The following is a 14,905-nucleotide window of genomic DNA, read 5'->3' as shown; positions in this document are numbered from 1 at the left end:
CGCTTAAGGAGGAGAGTATATGTCGGATCTACCGCAGCGCGCTGAGGCGCAGACGATCTCTGCCCTGGCAACCGAGACCATTAATCCTGCTACGGCCAATATCGATCGGCTGAGTCCTTTGGAGATTGTACAGGCAATCAATACTGAGGATGCGAAGGTAGCACAGGCAGTTGAGCAGGTGCTACCGGCAGTCTCACAGGCGATCAGCGCGATCGCCTCACGGATGCGCCAGGGTGGCCGCTTGCTCTATATCGGGGCCGGTACCTCTGGTCGCCTGGGTATCCTGGATGCCTCGGAGTGTCCCCCAACCTTTGGCACGTCACCGGAACAGATTGTTGGCTTGATCGCTGGAGGTCCCATCGCTACCGCCAACGCGGTTGAAGATGCTGAGGATAATCCTGCGGCCGGTCGTGCAGAGTTAGAGCAGGTACACCTGACCGCATCAGATATCGTGGTAGGTATCGCAGCCAGTGGTCGGACGCCATATGTGCTGGGTGCTATCGAGTATGCCCGCACCCAACACGCTCTGACGATCGCCGTGGTCTGCAATCCGGACTCTCCCCTGGAAAAGCTGGTCGATATCACCATTGCCCCCATTGTCGGACCCGAAGCACTCACTGGCTCGACGCGTCTGAAAGCCGGGACCGCTCAGAAGATGGTTCTGAATATGTTGAGTACGGGTACCATGATCCTGCTCGGCAAGACCTATGGCAATTTGATGGTGGATGTGGTGGCGACCAATTATAAATTGGAGCAGCGGGCCAGTAAGATCGTGCAGAGCGCGACTGGACTTGACGCGGAGCGTGCGCTGGCACTGCTGCAACGTTGCCATGGTGAAACCAAAACAGCTATTGTGGTTGGCAAAACCAATCTCACTCCGGACGAGGCCCGAACGCAACTGGCGGCCCATAATGCTATTTTACGTACAACTTTAGAGGCAATTGCTGAATGAATATTTCTGCGACAGAAACGACAAATGAAAGCTATTATCTAGGCGTAGATGGTGGCGGCAGTAAGACGCTGGCAGTCATTGTCAATGCACACGGTGAAGAAGTTGGTCGCGGCCAATCTGGTAGCTCGAATTATACCAGTGTTGGCGTCGACAAAGCGATCAGCAATATCTATGCCGCGATTGAAGAGGCCCGCTTACCACTTGGAACTGAGTTCACTATCACCAAAGCCTGGCTGGGGCTCGCCGCCGTGGATCGTCCTGCCGATCATGCGAACCTGGCTCCCCGATTACAGGGATTAGCGCAGACGGTTTTCCTGACGAACGATGCCGAGTTGGCCTTAAGTACGTTACCCGCAGCCGTCGGGATTGTCCTGATCGCGGGTACGGGCTCGATCTCGCTGGGCCGCAATGCTCAGGGTGTTACGAGCCGTGCTGGCGGCTGGGGCTATCTGCTTGGCGATGAGGGCAGCGGCTATGCCCTCGGCAGTCAGGCTCTGCAGGCCGCCGTCCGCGCCGCCGATGGCCGTGGTCCACATACTCTGCTCCTGGAACGTATCTTAGCCTTCTGGCAACTTGAGCGCCCCGATCAATTGATTGGCGAGGTCTATTTCAATCCAGGTAAAGCAAAAATTGCCCGCCTCTCAACCTGTGTCATGCAGGCCGAGCAGGAAGGTGATCCCATCGCGCAGGAACTGGTTCAGCACGCGATCAGCGAACTGGTGCTGGCGGTCAAAACGGTGGCGCGCAAACTCGACATGCCGCTCGAACAGCCGCTCCCACTCGCACTTGGTGGCGGTCTGCTCGTCAATGAACTCAGCTTCCAGAAGCGCTTTTTGGACCTGCTCAGTAGCACCCAGACACTGGGCGAGATTGTCCTGGTAGAGTATCCAGCCTTGAGTGCGGCCCGGGCGGTGATCGACATCATTGATTTCAATCATTGGATACGTGTATAAAGCGCCATGGCTTGCTAAGCCAGAGATGTAAATGAAAATGAACAAACTTATTTTCAGAGGAAAATGAAAAGAGAAACGCAATGCAGCAGCTTACAGACGGCATGAGCCTCGAAGAACAGATCGGCCAGTTATTTATTGTGGGTTTTCCCGGTACGACGGTGACGCCGGAACTCGTTGAGTTGATCCAGAAATATCATGTGGGCGGGATCATCTTATTTGCCCGCAACCTGGAAAATCCACAACAGATCCAGGAGTTAACGCAGTCCCTGCAAAAAGTTGCGCGTGAAGCTGGCCAGCGTTATCCGCTTTTGATCTGCATCGATCAGGAAAATGGGATGGTCCGCCGCTTTGGCAATAGCACGACATTTTTCCCGGGTAATATGGCCCTGGGTGCGATTGCGTCTCCCGAACTCACCCGCGAGATCGCGCAGGCCACTGGCCGTGAGCTGAAAGCGCTGGGCATCAACATGAATCTTGCTCCAGTGGCCGATGTGAATAATAATCCTGCCAATCCGGTTATCGGTATTCGCTCGTTTGGCGAAGATCCACAGCAGGTTGCGCGCCATGTGGCGGCGATGGTTGCAGGCTATCGGGATAGCGGCATCATCACCAGCCTCAAGCATTTTCCTGGCCATGGCGATACAGCCGTGGACTCACATCTGGCCCTCCCGAGTATCCCTTATGATCTTGAGCGTCTGGAGTCACTGGAACTGCTGCCTTTCCGTGAAGGTATTGCGGCCGGGGCCGATAGCATCATGGTCGCCCACCTCTATCTGCCCGCGCTGATGCCTGCCGGTGAACTCATTCCTGCCACGGTCTCGCGTACAATCATCCATGACTTGCTGCGCCAGAAGATCGGCTATGATGGCGTGATCACCACCGACTGTCTGGAGATGAATGCGGTCGCCGACACGATTGGTGTTGAGCAGGGTGCCGTAATGGCCCTACAGGCCGGTAGCGACCTGGCTATGATCTCACATCGTTACGATCGCCAGCGCGGTGGCCTGGAAAAAACCTATCAGGCAGTAGAGAATAAGACCTTGAGCGCGCAAAGCATTCAGGAGGCCTGTGAGCGTGTGCTGAAGTTGAAGGCTCGCATGCTATCCTGGGAACAACTCCCAACACCGGAACAACTGAATGTTATCGGAGCAGAGGAACAGCAGAAACTTCGCGATCAATCCTATGCACGCTCAACCACGGTTGTCCGCGACCAGCAACACCTGCTCCCGCTACGCTTACAGCCCGAGCAGCGTATCCTTGTCGCCATCCTGCAACCGGCCGCCTACACCCAGGCATCCGATAAAGCCCAGGCCGCTGATACCCTGGTAGAGCAGATGCGCCAGCGCCATGCACAGGTAGAAGCCTTAACCATTACCCCCGAAGTCGCCACCAACATGCGACAAAGAATTGGCGAGGTGGTTAGTGATTTTGCTATGATTATAGTATTGACAGTGAATGCAAATCTGGATCGCTATCAAGGGGATGTTGTGCGACACTTGCTGCAAACGGGAAAACCCGTCATCGGGCTGGCTGTATATAATCCATATGATTTATTAGCCATACCAGAACTGGAAACGTATCTGGTGACCTATGAATATACACCACCGGCCCTGCAAGCCGCGGCACGCGTCCTCTTTGGCGAGGTTGTCGCCCAGGGCAAACTTCCTGTGAGCCTGCCAGGTTTGTATCCATTAAACCGGTAATGATACTGCTAATCGTTACTAGATAGGACACACATAGAATGCAAGTTACCACTGAACATATTCAGCCTTATGACGCGAACAACGATGTAGCGGATGTCCATGCGCTGTGGCAGGCATCACTTTCATCAGTCTGGCCTATCAATCAAGAACGCCTGCAAAAAGTGTTGGCTGGACCTGAACCACAGCATTTTGTGGTCCGCATCAATGGCAAGATCGTTGGTTTTGTTGCCACATCCAGGCATTCAAAAAATTCAGACAAGATCGGACAACTGGTTGCGCTGGTCGTAGATCCCGACATGCAGCGCCAGGGCATCGGAAGCGCATTGCTTGAGACCGCCCTCAACCATTTCCGTGAAAATGGCATCCAGTCAGTACGCCTGGGAAGCGTCAGCCCACGCTTCTGGTGTGGGGTGCCCGATAACCTGCCAGCGGCCCAGGCCTTCTTCCAGACCAAAGGCTGGGATCTCAGTGCCACCGTCTATGATCTGGTACAGGATCTCACTGAATACAAAACGCCGACCCGCATCCTGCAACGCGTCGAAAAAGAAAAGATTACTATTAGTAGCGCCCAGCATCAGAACATCACCGATGTCCTGGCATTTGAGGCCCACAACTTCGCCAACTGGCTCCCCCAGTTTGAGCGCTGCGCAGACCTCGGCGACTTCCGCGACCTGCTAGTCGCCCGCAACGAAGCCGGAGAAATCATCGGCACCCTGATCATGTACTCCGAGCAATCCCATCCCGACCGTACCGACGTCATCTGGCAAGACCTGCTCGGCGAAACCGCCGGAGCCATGGCCGCCGTAGGCGTCGCAGAAAGCGAACGTGGTCGCGGCATCGGCATCGCCCTGGTCGCCGGAGCCTCCGAACTCCTCAGAGAACGCGGTGTCAGCAACAGCTTCATCGACTGGGTCGAACTCACCGATTTCTACGCCAAACTCGGCTACCAAAAATGGCGCGCCTACCACCCCTGTGTCCGCAGCATCTAAACCACCATCCACCCAAAAAACCGAGGACTATCATGGCCCCATCCGCCATCATAGTCCTCTTCCCCATCCCGTTTCCTCGTACCGGCAGCGCTAGTCGCTGCAACCTCTTCACGTCCGAGCAACTCCCCCCGGCCACTTATTCCGCATAAAACCACAACGCTACATTTGTATCTTTTTATCCATGAGACAAGTATTAACATTAACGGCTACTATGAATCACCTTATACCTCACTTTTCGCAGATACATCAAAATTTGCGGGCTAGCTACTCTTAAAGCATTTCAAGCTTTGATACAGTCTCTATTCTGAATCTGGAGTTACAGTCATGCGTAAAAATGACCCGATGCGTCGTTACTATCTGCTTTTCTTCATTATGGAAGGCTTAATAGTACTCGGACTTCTTTTTCAAGTTATCACATCTCTGGCCATTGGTCGGCCTAACTACTTTTTGATCGGTGAAACTATTTTCCTTGGTTTACTACTGCTCCTGGTTTTCTTTGTCTTCAAACGACGTCATCAGCGTACAGAACGGCGGCGACAACAGGCACTATCCGGAGATGCCGCGTTAATGGCCCAACCGCAACCAGAGCCAGATGCACATGCTCTGATGCTACCAGCAAAAATTGCACTGCATCTAGATATCAAAAGGCTCTTCCTATTCCTCACAGCTTGCGCTTTACTGTTTACACTGATCGCTACCCTGCTTATGCTGCTCATCGTCATACACACAAATAATATCAGAATCATCGCTATTCTCTTTGGCATCATGTTTGCTATCTACTTCTTCAGCTTTTTGATAGCATTTATCCTATGCGCAGTTGTGATGCGTCGATTTCTTGAGCAAGAAATCATTGTGCAGGAAGATGGTATTGCCACCAAAATATATAGCAAGTCAACGTTCATTCCGTGGCAAGAGGTACAAAGCTTTGCTATGTGGGGGAACGCCAAATGGTTCTCCGCAATCCAGTTTGAAATCACCAGCGAAAAAGGCGTCGCACGCTGGATCCAATTAGGACCGAAGAAAAAGTTTCTGACCCGCTTATCCATGCTCAAGCCAGAGACGTCATTCGACGAATATCACAATCTCACCGCCAGAGTACAACAAGTCATCGTAGCGCACACAGGAAAGCCACTCTACGATCTGCGTGATGAAAAAATCGTCTGGTGGTAATCACCACAACTTAAGAACTTAAGAACTTAAGACAATGCGAGCACCGCGATTGATATAGCGGTGCTCGCATTATATGTTCAGGGGGTGAGACGTTCGGCCAGGTATTTCAGGCTGATGGGATAGCGGTATTCGATGGATGAGTGGGTGCCGTCAAAGAGTTCCAGGTAAACGTCGTTGACGCCCAGTTGCTTGAGGGTCTTGTAGAAGGCTTTGGCACCCAGATCCAGGAAGTATTGGTCGCGGTTACCAGCGTCGATATAGATGGCTTTCATGCTACGCAGGCTCTCGGCGTATTTCGGGGCCATACGCACGGGATCCCAGGCCAGCCAGCGTTCCCAGACTTCAGGGATCAAAGCGCCGGTCTCCAGGTCATAGGGCAGGCGTACGGTACCATCTGGATCGGCTGAGTAGCAGGCGGCCATACACCAATCATTCATCGGACCTTCATCGCCGCTCTGTGTGAAGGCGACGCGGCTGCGGAAGCTTTGCCAGAATTTTTCATAGGAGCCCTCATAGCGGTCCTGTATGGTGCGAATCGAGTTGCGGAAATCTGGCAGGTAGCAGGTCTCAAACAGGGCGTCGCCTGCATGGGTAGCCAGTCCTCCCCAGAGGTCAGGTCGCAGCATCGGCGTAATCATGGCTCCATAGCCACCGCTCGATTTACCGGCGATCCCGCGATGATCCCGCGCTGCTAGCGTGCGATAATGGGCATCGATCCAGGGTACAATCTCATCACAGAGATACGTATGATATTTACCCGTACCCGGCGAATCCACAAATTGGCTACCGCCATATGAGGTCCAGCAGTCCACCCAGACAACAATACATGGTGGGGCCTCTTTTTTCGCAAATAGTTCATCGGTCAGTTCAGGAAAATTCTTACGGAAAGGTGAGCGGTTCCGCCACATATCTAACTGGCCAGTCAGCCCTTGAATCATATAGACCGTTGGATAGCGCCGCTCAGGATCCTGATCATAGCCAGGTGGCAGATAGATCCATAATGGACGCTGGTAGGGATCGTGCAGCGGATTATCTTTGAGTACTGTACTTTCAAATACAACTTCGTCGAAGCGCCCACTCAGTGGCGCGGACCATGGCTGCATAGATTTCTCCTCTTCTATTCCGTTCAATAACACTTTAAAGGATAGCACCTCCAGAAATGAAAAAAAAGAGCATGCCAGCCTCCATGACTGGAAGCCGGCATGCTCTTGCAGTAGAGCATTGTATTGAACTGGACTATAAAGCTATTTTAGCGTCGTGTGGGCTGCCCGGTGACAGGATCAAGGAAGAGCTTGTCATCGTGATCGCCATGGTGGGAGAAGTCGAACATATTGTTCAAGCTACCAGCCATACTGTCAAAGGATTGATCGCCAATCGTGCCCAGTTTCCAGTTGTCTTCAACAAACTTCAGGATCGATGTCTGATCGGTTACGGAATGATCAACAAAGTTCTGTTTGGCATAAGGTGAGATCACCAGCAATGGCAGGCGTGGACCATAGCCACAGCGGCCAGAATAACTGCCAGCTTTAGCCGTACCACACTGGCCAGGGCCAGTCAGAGCGTCGTTAGGATCATTGGAATGGTTGACGATCGGACCCATCACATGGTCATACCAGCCGTCCGAGTCATCATAGGCGATAACCACAGCGGTATCTTTCCAGGTTGGCAGTTTCTGCAAGCGGTTGATGGTATCTACCACAAAGTGCTGCTCGTCCAGAGGATCAGAGTAGCCAGCGTGGCCATCCTGGTAAGAGCCAGCCTTCAGGAAACTCACCGCTGGCAGGTTGCCGCCGTTGGCTGAAGTCCAGAAGTCTGTCAGGTCATACTGGTGATTCGCCTGGTCGGTTTTACCAATCATCGCCGCCGAAGTTGGAGGCAAATGATGAGGATTAGCGGTGGATTGGTAGTACTGGAATGGCTCGTGGTGCGGGCTATAGTCCTTGACAGATGCTCCGGCAATATTGGCATGCGCGGTATCACACGCGGCCTGGCCATTGGTGGTAGCCGATGGCGCGAAACCACCCTGAAACCAGCCCCAGGTCAGGTTTTTCGCATTGAGCAGATCACCGACGTTAGAACCGGACATAGCAATGGTCGTGCCTTTGGCAGAACAATCATCATAGGTTGGATCGCCGTCGTTCAATAAAGTGCCATTAGAGGTGACCGGGTAGCCTGGATAGCCAAAGTTTGCTGGGGTTGCACCGTGTGTCTGACCAGAGATCAGGTTCAGTGCACCGGGGGTTGAAGGACCAAAGGTGGTGCCAAAGGAATTATCGCTCATCGCATAGTGCTGCGCATAATTCCACATACCCGTAACGGTATTGCCATCGTAGTAGTTCATGACAATAGATTTGTCTGTACAACTACCGCCGCTCGCTGACTCCACGAACTTATCCATCAAGCCATGATCAAAAGCCTTCTGCTCATCGGTGTAGGCATGATCCTGGTCGCAGGTCAGAGCCTGTGAGCGATCCAGGCGCTGTGGGTTAGCCGCATTGGGATTATTGGTCAAAAGAGGGCCATTCAAGCCATTGACCGAAGGGGTATTTCTGGCCGCCTTGAATGTAGGTGAGCCAGCAGGATTGGTTGCATTGGGGTAGGTCGCAAAATAGTGATCAAAAGAAACATTTTCCTGGAAAAGGACAACCATATGCTTGATTGGGGTTGTCTGATTACCAGCATTATTATCAGTTGTCTTTGCTGCTACATCCGAAACAGCAAAACCACTGAACAGTACTGTACCCAACGCAAGCACAGAAGCCGCGTTACGCAACATTTTAAACATTAAAACGCATTCCCCTTTAATTAAATATAAATGGATTTACTTCTATGTTATAGGGCTCTACTACTATACCATAGTAACATTTAATTATTAAGAGAAAGTAAATATGCGTTAAATGGCCCTCAAATTTTATGATTCGGCTATTGGGATAAAGAAAAACCATAAAAGAATACATTATCATCTATTTATAGCTTTCTTTTCAGCGTGTATCACACTGTATTATTGACATGCTTCGACATATTGATGGGCCAGAGCTGCCAGCGCCTTCCAGTCTTTCTGACGTACCAGGTCCCGATCAACCAGTTGGCTACCAACAGCCACGGTATATGCTCCTGCGGCCAGGAAAGCACCACAGGTATCCAGGTTGACGCCACCGGTTGGAAGTAGTTTGAGTTGCGGAAAAAGGGCGAGAATATCTTTAAAATAGCACGGCCCTGCCTGACTGGCAGGAAAGACATTGACCAGGGTCGCACCGGCTTTCCAGGCGGTCCAGATCTCAGTGGGAGTATAAGCGCCGCTGATAACTGGTATATCCTGCTCTCTCCCTTGCTCGATGACATCCAGTGCCAGGATAGGTGTTACCAGGAATTGCGCTCCGGCAGCAATCGAGTCTCGGGCCATCGCACCATCCAATACCATACCAGCGCCAACAGTCATGCGATCACCAAACTCCTGACGGATCCGGGTAATCACTTCATTGGTCCTGGCATTGGTCAAAGTAAATTCCAGCGTGGTGATACCACCATTCAACAAAGCTTTACAGATTTCCAGCGCATTATCCAGATTATCTAAGCGGACAATCGCGATTGGCATCCGTGGATGCAGAATGCTGACACTTCTTTGTGACATAATATGTATTCCTTTAATCGATAGTTACCTTATGCCTTTATCTCATTATATCATGTATAAATGTGCACCCTACTCATCTACTCTGCATTCATTCAGCTTGTCCGGTGTACAAAACAGGTGCGTGTATTTGAAGAACATCAATGCGTATTCCAGTCGACAACGTTAGCGTCAGGAAAACAAAAAAACCAGCAAACGCTACCGTTAATCTGGTCTACATTGGCTGATTTTTTGTTGCACTATATGCCGATATATGCGAAGCACTTACCGATCCTGGCCGGTTGGGCGAATCAGAATCTCATTCACGTTTACGCGCTCGGGCTGCGTGACAGCATAGACGATCGCGGCGGCGATATCTTCGCTCTCCAGCGGTGTCAATCCCTGTAACCACTCGCCCTGTTTCTGTCTGGCGCTTTCATCCGTAATATGGTCGGTCAGTTCCGTGGCAACCGCTCCAGGCTCAATTACGGTCACGCGAATATTATTTTTATAGGATTCCTGCCGCAGTGCTTCTGAAAATGCGACGACGCCCCATTTGGTGACATTATAGACACCACTGCCGGCGCGCGCTACCCGGCCTGCGACCGATGAAATATTGATAATATGGCCGCGATTCTGCTCCTTCATCAGCGGCAAGACCGCGTGGGTGGTATACATCAAGCCCATCACATTGATCGCAACCATGCGCCGCCAATCCTCGGTATTAGCTCCATCAATCTGACCGAGCAACATCACGCCCGCGTTATTGACTAAAATATCGATGCGACCCAATGTGTTTTTGACGTGCTTCACCATCTCAGCCACCTGCTGCTCATCCGCAACATCCGCCACAATGGGCACAGCCTGTCCACCATTTTGTTGGATCTTGCGCACCAGTTCCTGTAAGCGCTCACCACGCCGTGCCACCACCACGACATGGGCACCCTCAGCCGCTAAAGATAAAGCTGAAGCCTCACCAATACCCGATGATGCTCCGGTAATCAGGGCAACTTTACCCTGTAATGAATTTGCCATATATTCTTGTAAACCTCTTCCTTGCCAAAGGATTTTCTCTGCTATCCAATTAGCATATAGCTATATCACGAATGAAGGGTAGGAAAAGATAACTGCTCAGGCTAAAATAACTACAGCAATAGCCCGAATGCCTGCAAGATACGTTGTCCATAACAGGTTGAGTTATGTTAAAATAACATCATGCTGAGAACAATAACCGCCACACGTTATGTGACCCCTTTGCGCGAGGGGGGATCGCTACCGGCCATCGTGGAAGCTGATGACGATGGTTTATATGTGCTGAAATTTCGCGGCGCCGGCCAGGGCTTGAAAGCGCTGATCGCCGAACTTGTCGCCGGAGAAATAGCCCGCACCCTGGGCCTGCCGGTTCCCGAAATAGTCTTTATAGAGTTGGACCCGGTGCTGGGTCGCTCGGAACCTGATTTTGAGATTCAAGAATTACTAAAGGCGAGCTCGGGCCTTAATCTGGCCCTGGATTTCCTGCCGGGCGCGTTGACGTTTGACGCCCTGGATGTACGCGAGCTCGATCCTTTGCTGGCCTCTTCTATCCTCTGGTTTGATGCCTTTGTCACCAATGTGGATCGCACGCCGCGCAATACCAATATGCTCTGGTGGCATCAACGCCTGATGCTGATAGACCATGGCGCTTCTCTGTATTTCCACCATGTCAACGCGGACTACATGGCACGCAGCCGCTTGCCTTTTACGCCGATTAAAAGCCATGTGCTGCTACCGGTTGCCAGTATGTTGCCTGAGGCTGATCAACGCAGCCGGACCCGCTTGACAGGCGAAGATCTGACTATGATCATCAATACCATTCCGGAATCCTGGTTAGAACAGGATACAACCTTTGCAACGCCGGCGTTGCATCGACAAGCGTATCTGGACTACTTGCTGGATCGCCTGGCGCATTCGTCTATCTTTGTAGAGGAGGCTCTGCGTGCCCGCGACCAGCTCATTTGATTATGCCATCATTCGTGTGGTGCCACGGGTAGATCGTGGTGAGTGCATCAATGTTGGAGTAATTCTTTTTTGCCGTACGCGCCGCTTCCTGGGCGCGCTCATCCACGTTGATGAAACACGTCTACAAGCCTTCGCTCCACAGCTAGATCTGGCACCCCTCCAGATACAACTGCATCACCTGCTCCAGGTCTGTGAGGGCAAAGCCGAAAGTGGTCCCGTTGGCCAGTTATCCCAATCCGAACGCTTCCACTGGCTCGTCGCCCCGCGCAGCGCCACCATCCAGATCTCACCCGTCCACTCAGGACTCTGCCAGCAGCCCGAACAAGCCCTGCACAACCTGATGCAAAAACTCGTCCTGTAGCGGCAGGTCTTGAGCCTGCGACCCGTTCACGTACGAGCAGGCCCAAGCCCCAATATTTTTCACTTAAGGATTGAATGGCTGAAATGATAGCATGACGGTGAAGGAACACCTTCTCAAAGCATCAAGAGAGGTAAAACGTGTAGGTTCGACCCTTTGGGTCGATTCGGTTGCCTCCACGATACCCTCACCTCCGCAGGATCACGCAAGTGAAAAAGCGGTGAAGCAAGGCGTGAAGAGGCTTTGCTCATGGTCAAGCAAGGATATCATGCAGGCACGAATCGACCCAAAGGGTCGAACCTACCTGTTCGCTTTTCTTGATCCTTTGAAGTCACTGGGCCTCTGATCGGCTTAGATGCTTTCGTCAATCTCGTCCAGAAAAAGGCTTACGTGAAACGTATTAGCCATGAAGGCCAATACATTTCACTTAGCGATATGTTGAGAGATGGTTCGACGTGACCAGCAAGCCATGTGTACGTGGAGTGGGCGCCACACGCGGAGGCCGCACTGCTGCGTTTGCGCAGGCCAGCGTGCAAGCACGACGCGCAGTGCTGTGGCGCCTACAGGGATCGTGTGTGCCGTCGCCTGCTCGCGCAGCAACGTGGTGGGAGAGCGCGTGGATCCTCCCCGTACCGGTGCGGAAAGGATCACGAAACAGGATCCGTCTCGGTGTAGGCGCCACAGGCATGCGATGCTCTTTGAGCCCCTCGCTCCACCATCACGCCGCATGCCGGCCTCCGCGTGTGGCGCCCTCTCGACGGACGATCCGCTGCTTTTTTTCACAACAGCTTTTGCAACCACAAAAGTGCTTAAACGAAACGTATTGGGGCTTGGGCCCAATACGTTTCGTTTAAGCGCATCCTGGTCGAGATGGGGAAACCTGTCGTACCGGCAGCGCTCGTCGCTGCGACAGATCTCCGCCATCCCAACAAATCAACGAGGCTGGTTTGCGCTAAACCAGCCTCTCATCTACACGATAGTATCTATGGCACTACTGTTCGCTTACGATTTAAAGACTAGAGAGATCACGTATTTATCAATCGTCATATCCCATATCTGCGTGCCATTAAGATTGTAAGCATCGACATGAGTCCGACGATGAGAAGAGGGAGCAGCAGCGTCGGCATTCATAACATAGATTAGATCGCTTCCCATGACCACACTGGAGAGACTAAACTGACCACCGATCACTGGTTTCTGCCATAAACGCTTGCCAGTACTCTCATTGAAAGCGTTTAGCATATCTTTCTTTCCTGTTTGTTTACCTGCATAGGTATACACATAAACAACCCCTTTGTTAGATGTAGGTTCCGACCCTATGTGATCCGGCATTGACACGGACCAGTTTAATTTCCCATTCTGGATATTGTAAGCATAGATTGTATTGCTCACAATTCCAAATGGCTGCGTAACACTTGTATACAACTGCTGACCACTAATCGTGAAGTCGGGAATCTGTCCGTCAATCGCTTTGCTTTGCCATAGTTTGACACCACTTTGCGCATTATATGCCTTGAAGTATGAAGTGTTGGGTCCTTGAAAAGCAGCGTATACAACTTTATTCACAATATGAGTCACGACACGGTAAGGCATGTACGGCTTGCTACTGCCAGCTACCTGATCCTTCCAGATCACTTTGCCGTTTTGTGCATTTACCACATACAGCCCCTGATCGGTTCCCAGATACAATTTGCCTGTATCTACGATTATCGCATTAATTACCAATGATAAGGGATAACTTGCCTTCTTTGTGCCTGTGCTGGTTTCAAAGACGTCAATCTCTGATTTAAAATGGGTACCATCTGTACTGACAACATAGGCGTTACCGTCCTCGACCACCATGTCGCTTCCTCCAGGTATGGTTAACTTCTTTTGCCATAAAACAGAGCCGTTTTGCGCATTCAGGGCAACCATGCTTGAAGCAACAGAATCCTTCAGCTCATTACTCATCAACACGAATACCGCATTGCCAGTTGAGACAATTTTCTGAGGTGAGCCTTTGATCGAAGCCGCATCGTAACGCCAGACGGTTTTTCCCGTTTTAGCATCGTATTTGCTCACACCGTTGTCATAACTAAGATACAAACCAGCAGGAGTCTTCGCCTGCGGGTTATTCGGAACGGACGCAGAACCTTGCGGTGGATGACTAATATTCAGAAAAGCGATCAGGCTACCGACCAGCAGAGCCCCCACCAGTACGGCGGCAATCAGACTAAAACGTCGTGTCAAAGCCAGCCTGGCACTGGTCTTATCGCGTTGTGTATGCTGTCCTTGCATAGATCGAGACCTTTCATAATAGGGAGATGATGTATCAGTGTGAGAGATGTTGTCCAGCCAGGGCCTCTCCCCAAACCCCGTATCGGTACCAAGATTCAGACTCTTCCAGACGCGTTCAAGGGACTGGAGATCGCTCTGGTAGATCTCTTGTAGGTCGTGTACGGTGCGCTGCTCTTTTTCAGCGGGATCGCTGGTTTGCAGTAACGCATCAACCTGCTCATCTACAATTCCTGGATTAAAGTATTCTTTATCGTCCATCATGCGACTCCTCGCCATCCTTGTTGTAGATGCCCCGCAAACTGTTGAGGGCGCGGGAGAGCATTACACGTACGGCCGCTTCGCTCTTATTAAGCATGGCCGCGATTTCAGCGCTACGCAGACCATGGGCGAAGCGTAAACGCACCACTTCTTGCTGCACATCTGAAAGCGTGTGTAGACGCGCACGAACCAGTGCGTGCGCCTCACCACGCACCACAGCGATCTCTGGCATATCCCTCTCGTCGTCAAACAAATCCTCTTCTACATCCTCCAGATTCGTATGCACACGATGTTTGGTGCGCCGATGATAATCCATAATTTTGTTATGCGCGACGCTCCAGAGCCAGCTGCGCCGCTTATATGCATTGAGCTCGCTCAACAACTTGCTCTCAAGGGCAGCGGTAAAGACATCTAATAAAATATCTTCCGCATCCTCCTGAGAAAGGACTTTTCGGCGGATATACATCAGCATGGCCGGCGCATAACATGTATATAATTCCGCGACCAGGATCTTATGATCCTGCTTTGATGGGTGTTTAAACAATTGCATCTGCGTCCTCTGCAATTCCCTGATATTGAGATCTCATCCTCTTCGTCGCATGACCTCAAGAAATGTTACATCGCAGCTACATTCAACTTT

Annotated in this window: 14 protein-coding genes; 7 read left to right on the top strand and 7 right to left on the bottom strand. The window is 51.6% G+C overall.

The window, feature by feature from the left end:
* The first annotated feature begins 19 nt into the window (after positions 1-19).
* From murQ to KDW_RS11865, 5 genes are all read left to right on the top strand, one after another.
* Positions 20-952 carry an N-acetylmuramic acid 6-phosphate etherase gene (gene murQ / locus KDW_RS11885; RefSeq protein ID WP_151756153.1) on the top strand — a complete coding sequence of 311 codons (933 nt, stop codon included), beginning with the start codon at positions 20-22 and terminating at the stop codon, positions 950-952.
* On the top strand, positions 949-1,905 hold the full coding sequence (locus KDW_RS11880; RefSeq protein WP_151756152.1) for an N-acetylglucosamine kinase: 957 nt from the start codon (positions 949-951) through the stop codon (positions 1,903-1,905). Before murQ ends, KDW_RS11880 begins: the two co-directional genes overlap by 4 nt.
* An 80-nt stretch (positions 1,906-1,985) precedes the next feature.
* Positions 1,986-3,608 carry a beta-N-acetylhexosaminidase gene (gene nagZ, locus KDW_RS11875; RefSeq protein ID WP_151756151.1) on the top strand — a complete coding sequence of 541 codons (1,623 nt, stop codon included), beginning with the start codon at positions 1,986-1,988 and terminating at the stop codon, positions 3,606-3,608.
* A gap of 38 nt (positions 3,609-3,646) precedes the next feature.
* On the top strand, positions 3,647-4,597 hold the full coding sequence (locus KDW_RS11870; RefSeq protein ID WP_151756150.1) for a GNAT family N-acetyltransferase: 951 nt from the start codon (positions 3,647-3,649) through the stop codon (positions 4,595-4,597).
* Between the two features lie 324 nt (positions 4,598-4,921).
* Positions 4,922-5,767, top strand: a complete 846-nt coding sequence (locus tag KDW_RS11865; RefSeq protein WP_151756149.1) for a hypothetical protein — start codon at positions 4,922-4,924, stop codon at positions 5,765-5,767.
* A gap of 77 nt (positions 5,768-5,844) precedes the next feature.
* Here KDW_RS11865 and KDW_RS11860 read toward each other — a convergent pair whose 3' ends face one another.
* The 4 genes from KDW_RS11860 to KDW_RS11845 all read right to left on the bottom strand — a co-directional run bounded on the left by KDW_RS11860 (position 5,845) and on the right by KDW_RS11845 (position 10,409).
* Positions 5,845-6,870, bottom strand: a complete 1,026-nt coding sequence (locus tag KDW_RS11860; protein ID WP_151756148.1) for an alpha/beta hydrolase — start codon at positions 6,868-6,870, stop codon at positions 5,845-5,847.
* A gap of 146 nt (positions 6,871-7,016) precedes the next feature.
* On the bottom strand, positions 7,017-8,552 hold the full coding sequence (locus KDW_RS11855; RefSeq protein WP_162005159.1) for a phospholipase C: 1,536 nt from the start codon (positions 8,550-8,552) through the stop codon (positions 7,017-7,019).
* A 216-nt stretch (positions 8,553-8,768) separates the two neighbouring features.
* Entirely contained in the window at positions 8,769-9,398 is a 630-nt protein-coding gene (locus tag KDW_RS11850) for a bifunctional 4-hydroxy-2-oxoglutarate aldolase/2-dehydro-3-deoxy-phosphogluconate aldolase (protein WP_151756147.1), read from the bottom strand.
* Positions 9,399-9,659: 261 nt separating this feature from the next.
* On the bottom strand, positions 9,660-10,409 hold the full coding sequence (locus KDW_RS11845) for an SDR family NAD(P)-dependent oxidoreductase (protein ID WP_151756146.1): 750 nt from the start codon (positions 10,407-10,409) through the stop codon (positions 9,660-9,662).
* A gap of 180 nt (positions 10,410-10,589) precedes the next feature.
* On the opposite strand from KDW_RS11845, the gene KDW_RS11840 reads away from it, so the two are divergent.
* On the top strand, positions 10,590-11,372 hold the full coding sequence (locus KDW_RS11840; RefSeq protein WP_151756145.1) for a HipA family kinase: 783 nt from the start codon (positions 10,590-10,592) through the stop codon (positions 11,370-11,372).
* A complete protein-coding gene (locus tag KDW_RS11835) occupies positions 11,350-11,733 on the top strand; it encodes a DUF3037 domain-containing protein (protein WP_151756144.1) in 384 nt (127 codons plus the stop codon). The genes KDW_RS11840 and KDW_RS11835 overlap by 23 nt, the downstream gene beginning before the upstream one ends.
* Positions 11,734-12,153: 420 nt before the next feature.
* On the opposite strand, the gene KDW_RS11825 is transcribed toward KDW_RS11835, so the two are convergent.
* From KDW_RS11825 to KDW_RS11815, 3 genes are all read right to left on the bottom strand, one after another.
* Positions 12,154-12,381 (bottom strand): hypothetical protein, encoded by a 228-nt coding sequence (locus KDW_RS11825; protein ID WP_151756142.1) that lies wholly within the window; start codon positions 12,379-12,381, stop codon positions 12,154-12,156.
* A 351-nt stretch (positions 12,382-12,732) separates the two neighbouring features.
* Positions 12,733-14,268, bottom strand: coding sequence for a PQQ-like beta-propeller repeat protein (locus KDW_RS11820; protein WP_162005158.1), 1,536 nt, complete (start codon positions 14,266-14,268; stop codon positions 12,733-12,735).
* Positions 14,255-14,815 (bottom strand): RNA polymerase sigma factor, encoded by a 561-nt coding sequence (locus tag KDW_RS11815; RefSeq protein ID WP_151756140.1) that lies wholly within the window; start codon positions 14,813-14,815, stop codon positions 14,255-14,257. The genes KDW_RS11820 and KDW_RS11815 overlap by 14 nt, the downstream gene beginning before the upstream one ends.
* Positions 14,816-14,905 lie beyond the last annotated feature (90 nt).

The sequence above is a fragment of the Dictyobacter vulcani genome (genome assembly GCF_008974265.1).
Taxonomy (GTDB): Bacteria; Chloroflexota; Ktedonobacteria; order Ktedonobacterales; family Ktedonobacteraceae; genus Dictyobacter; species Dictyobacter vulcani.
This window is presented reverse-complemented; position numbering and strand designations above follow the sequence as displayed.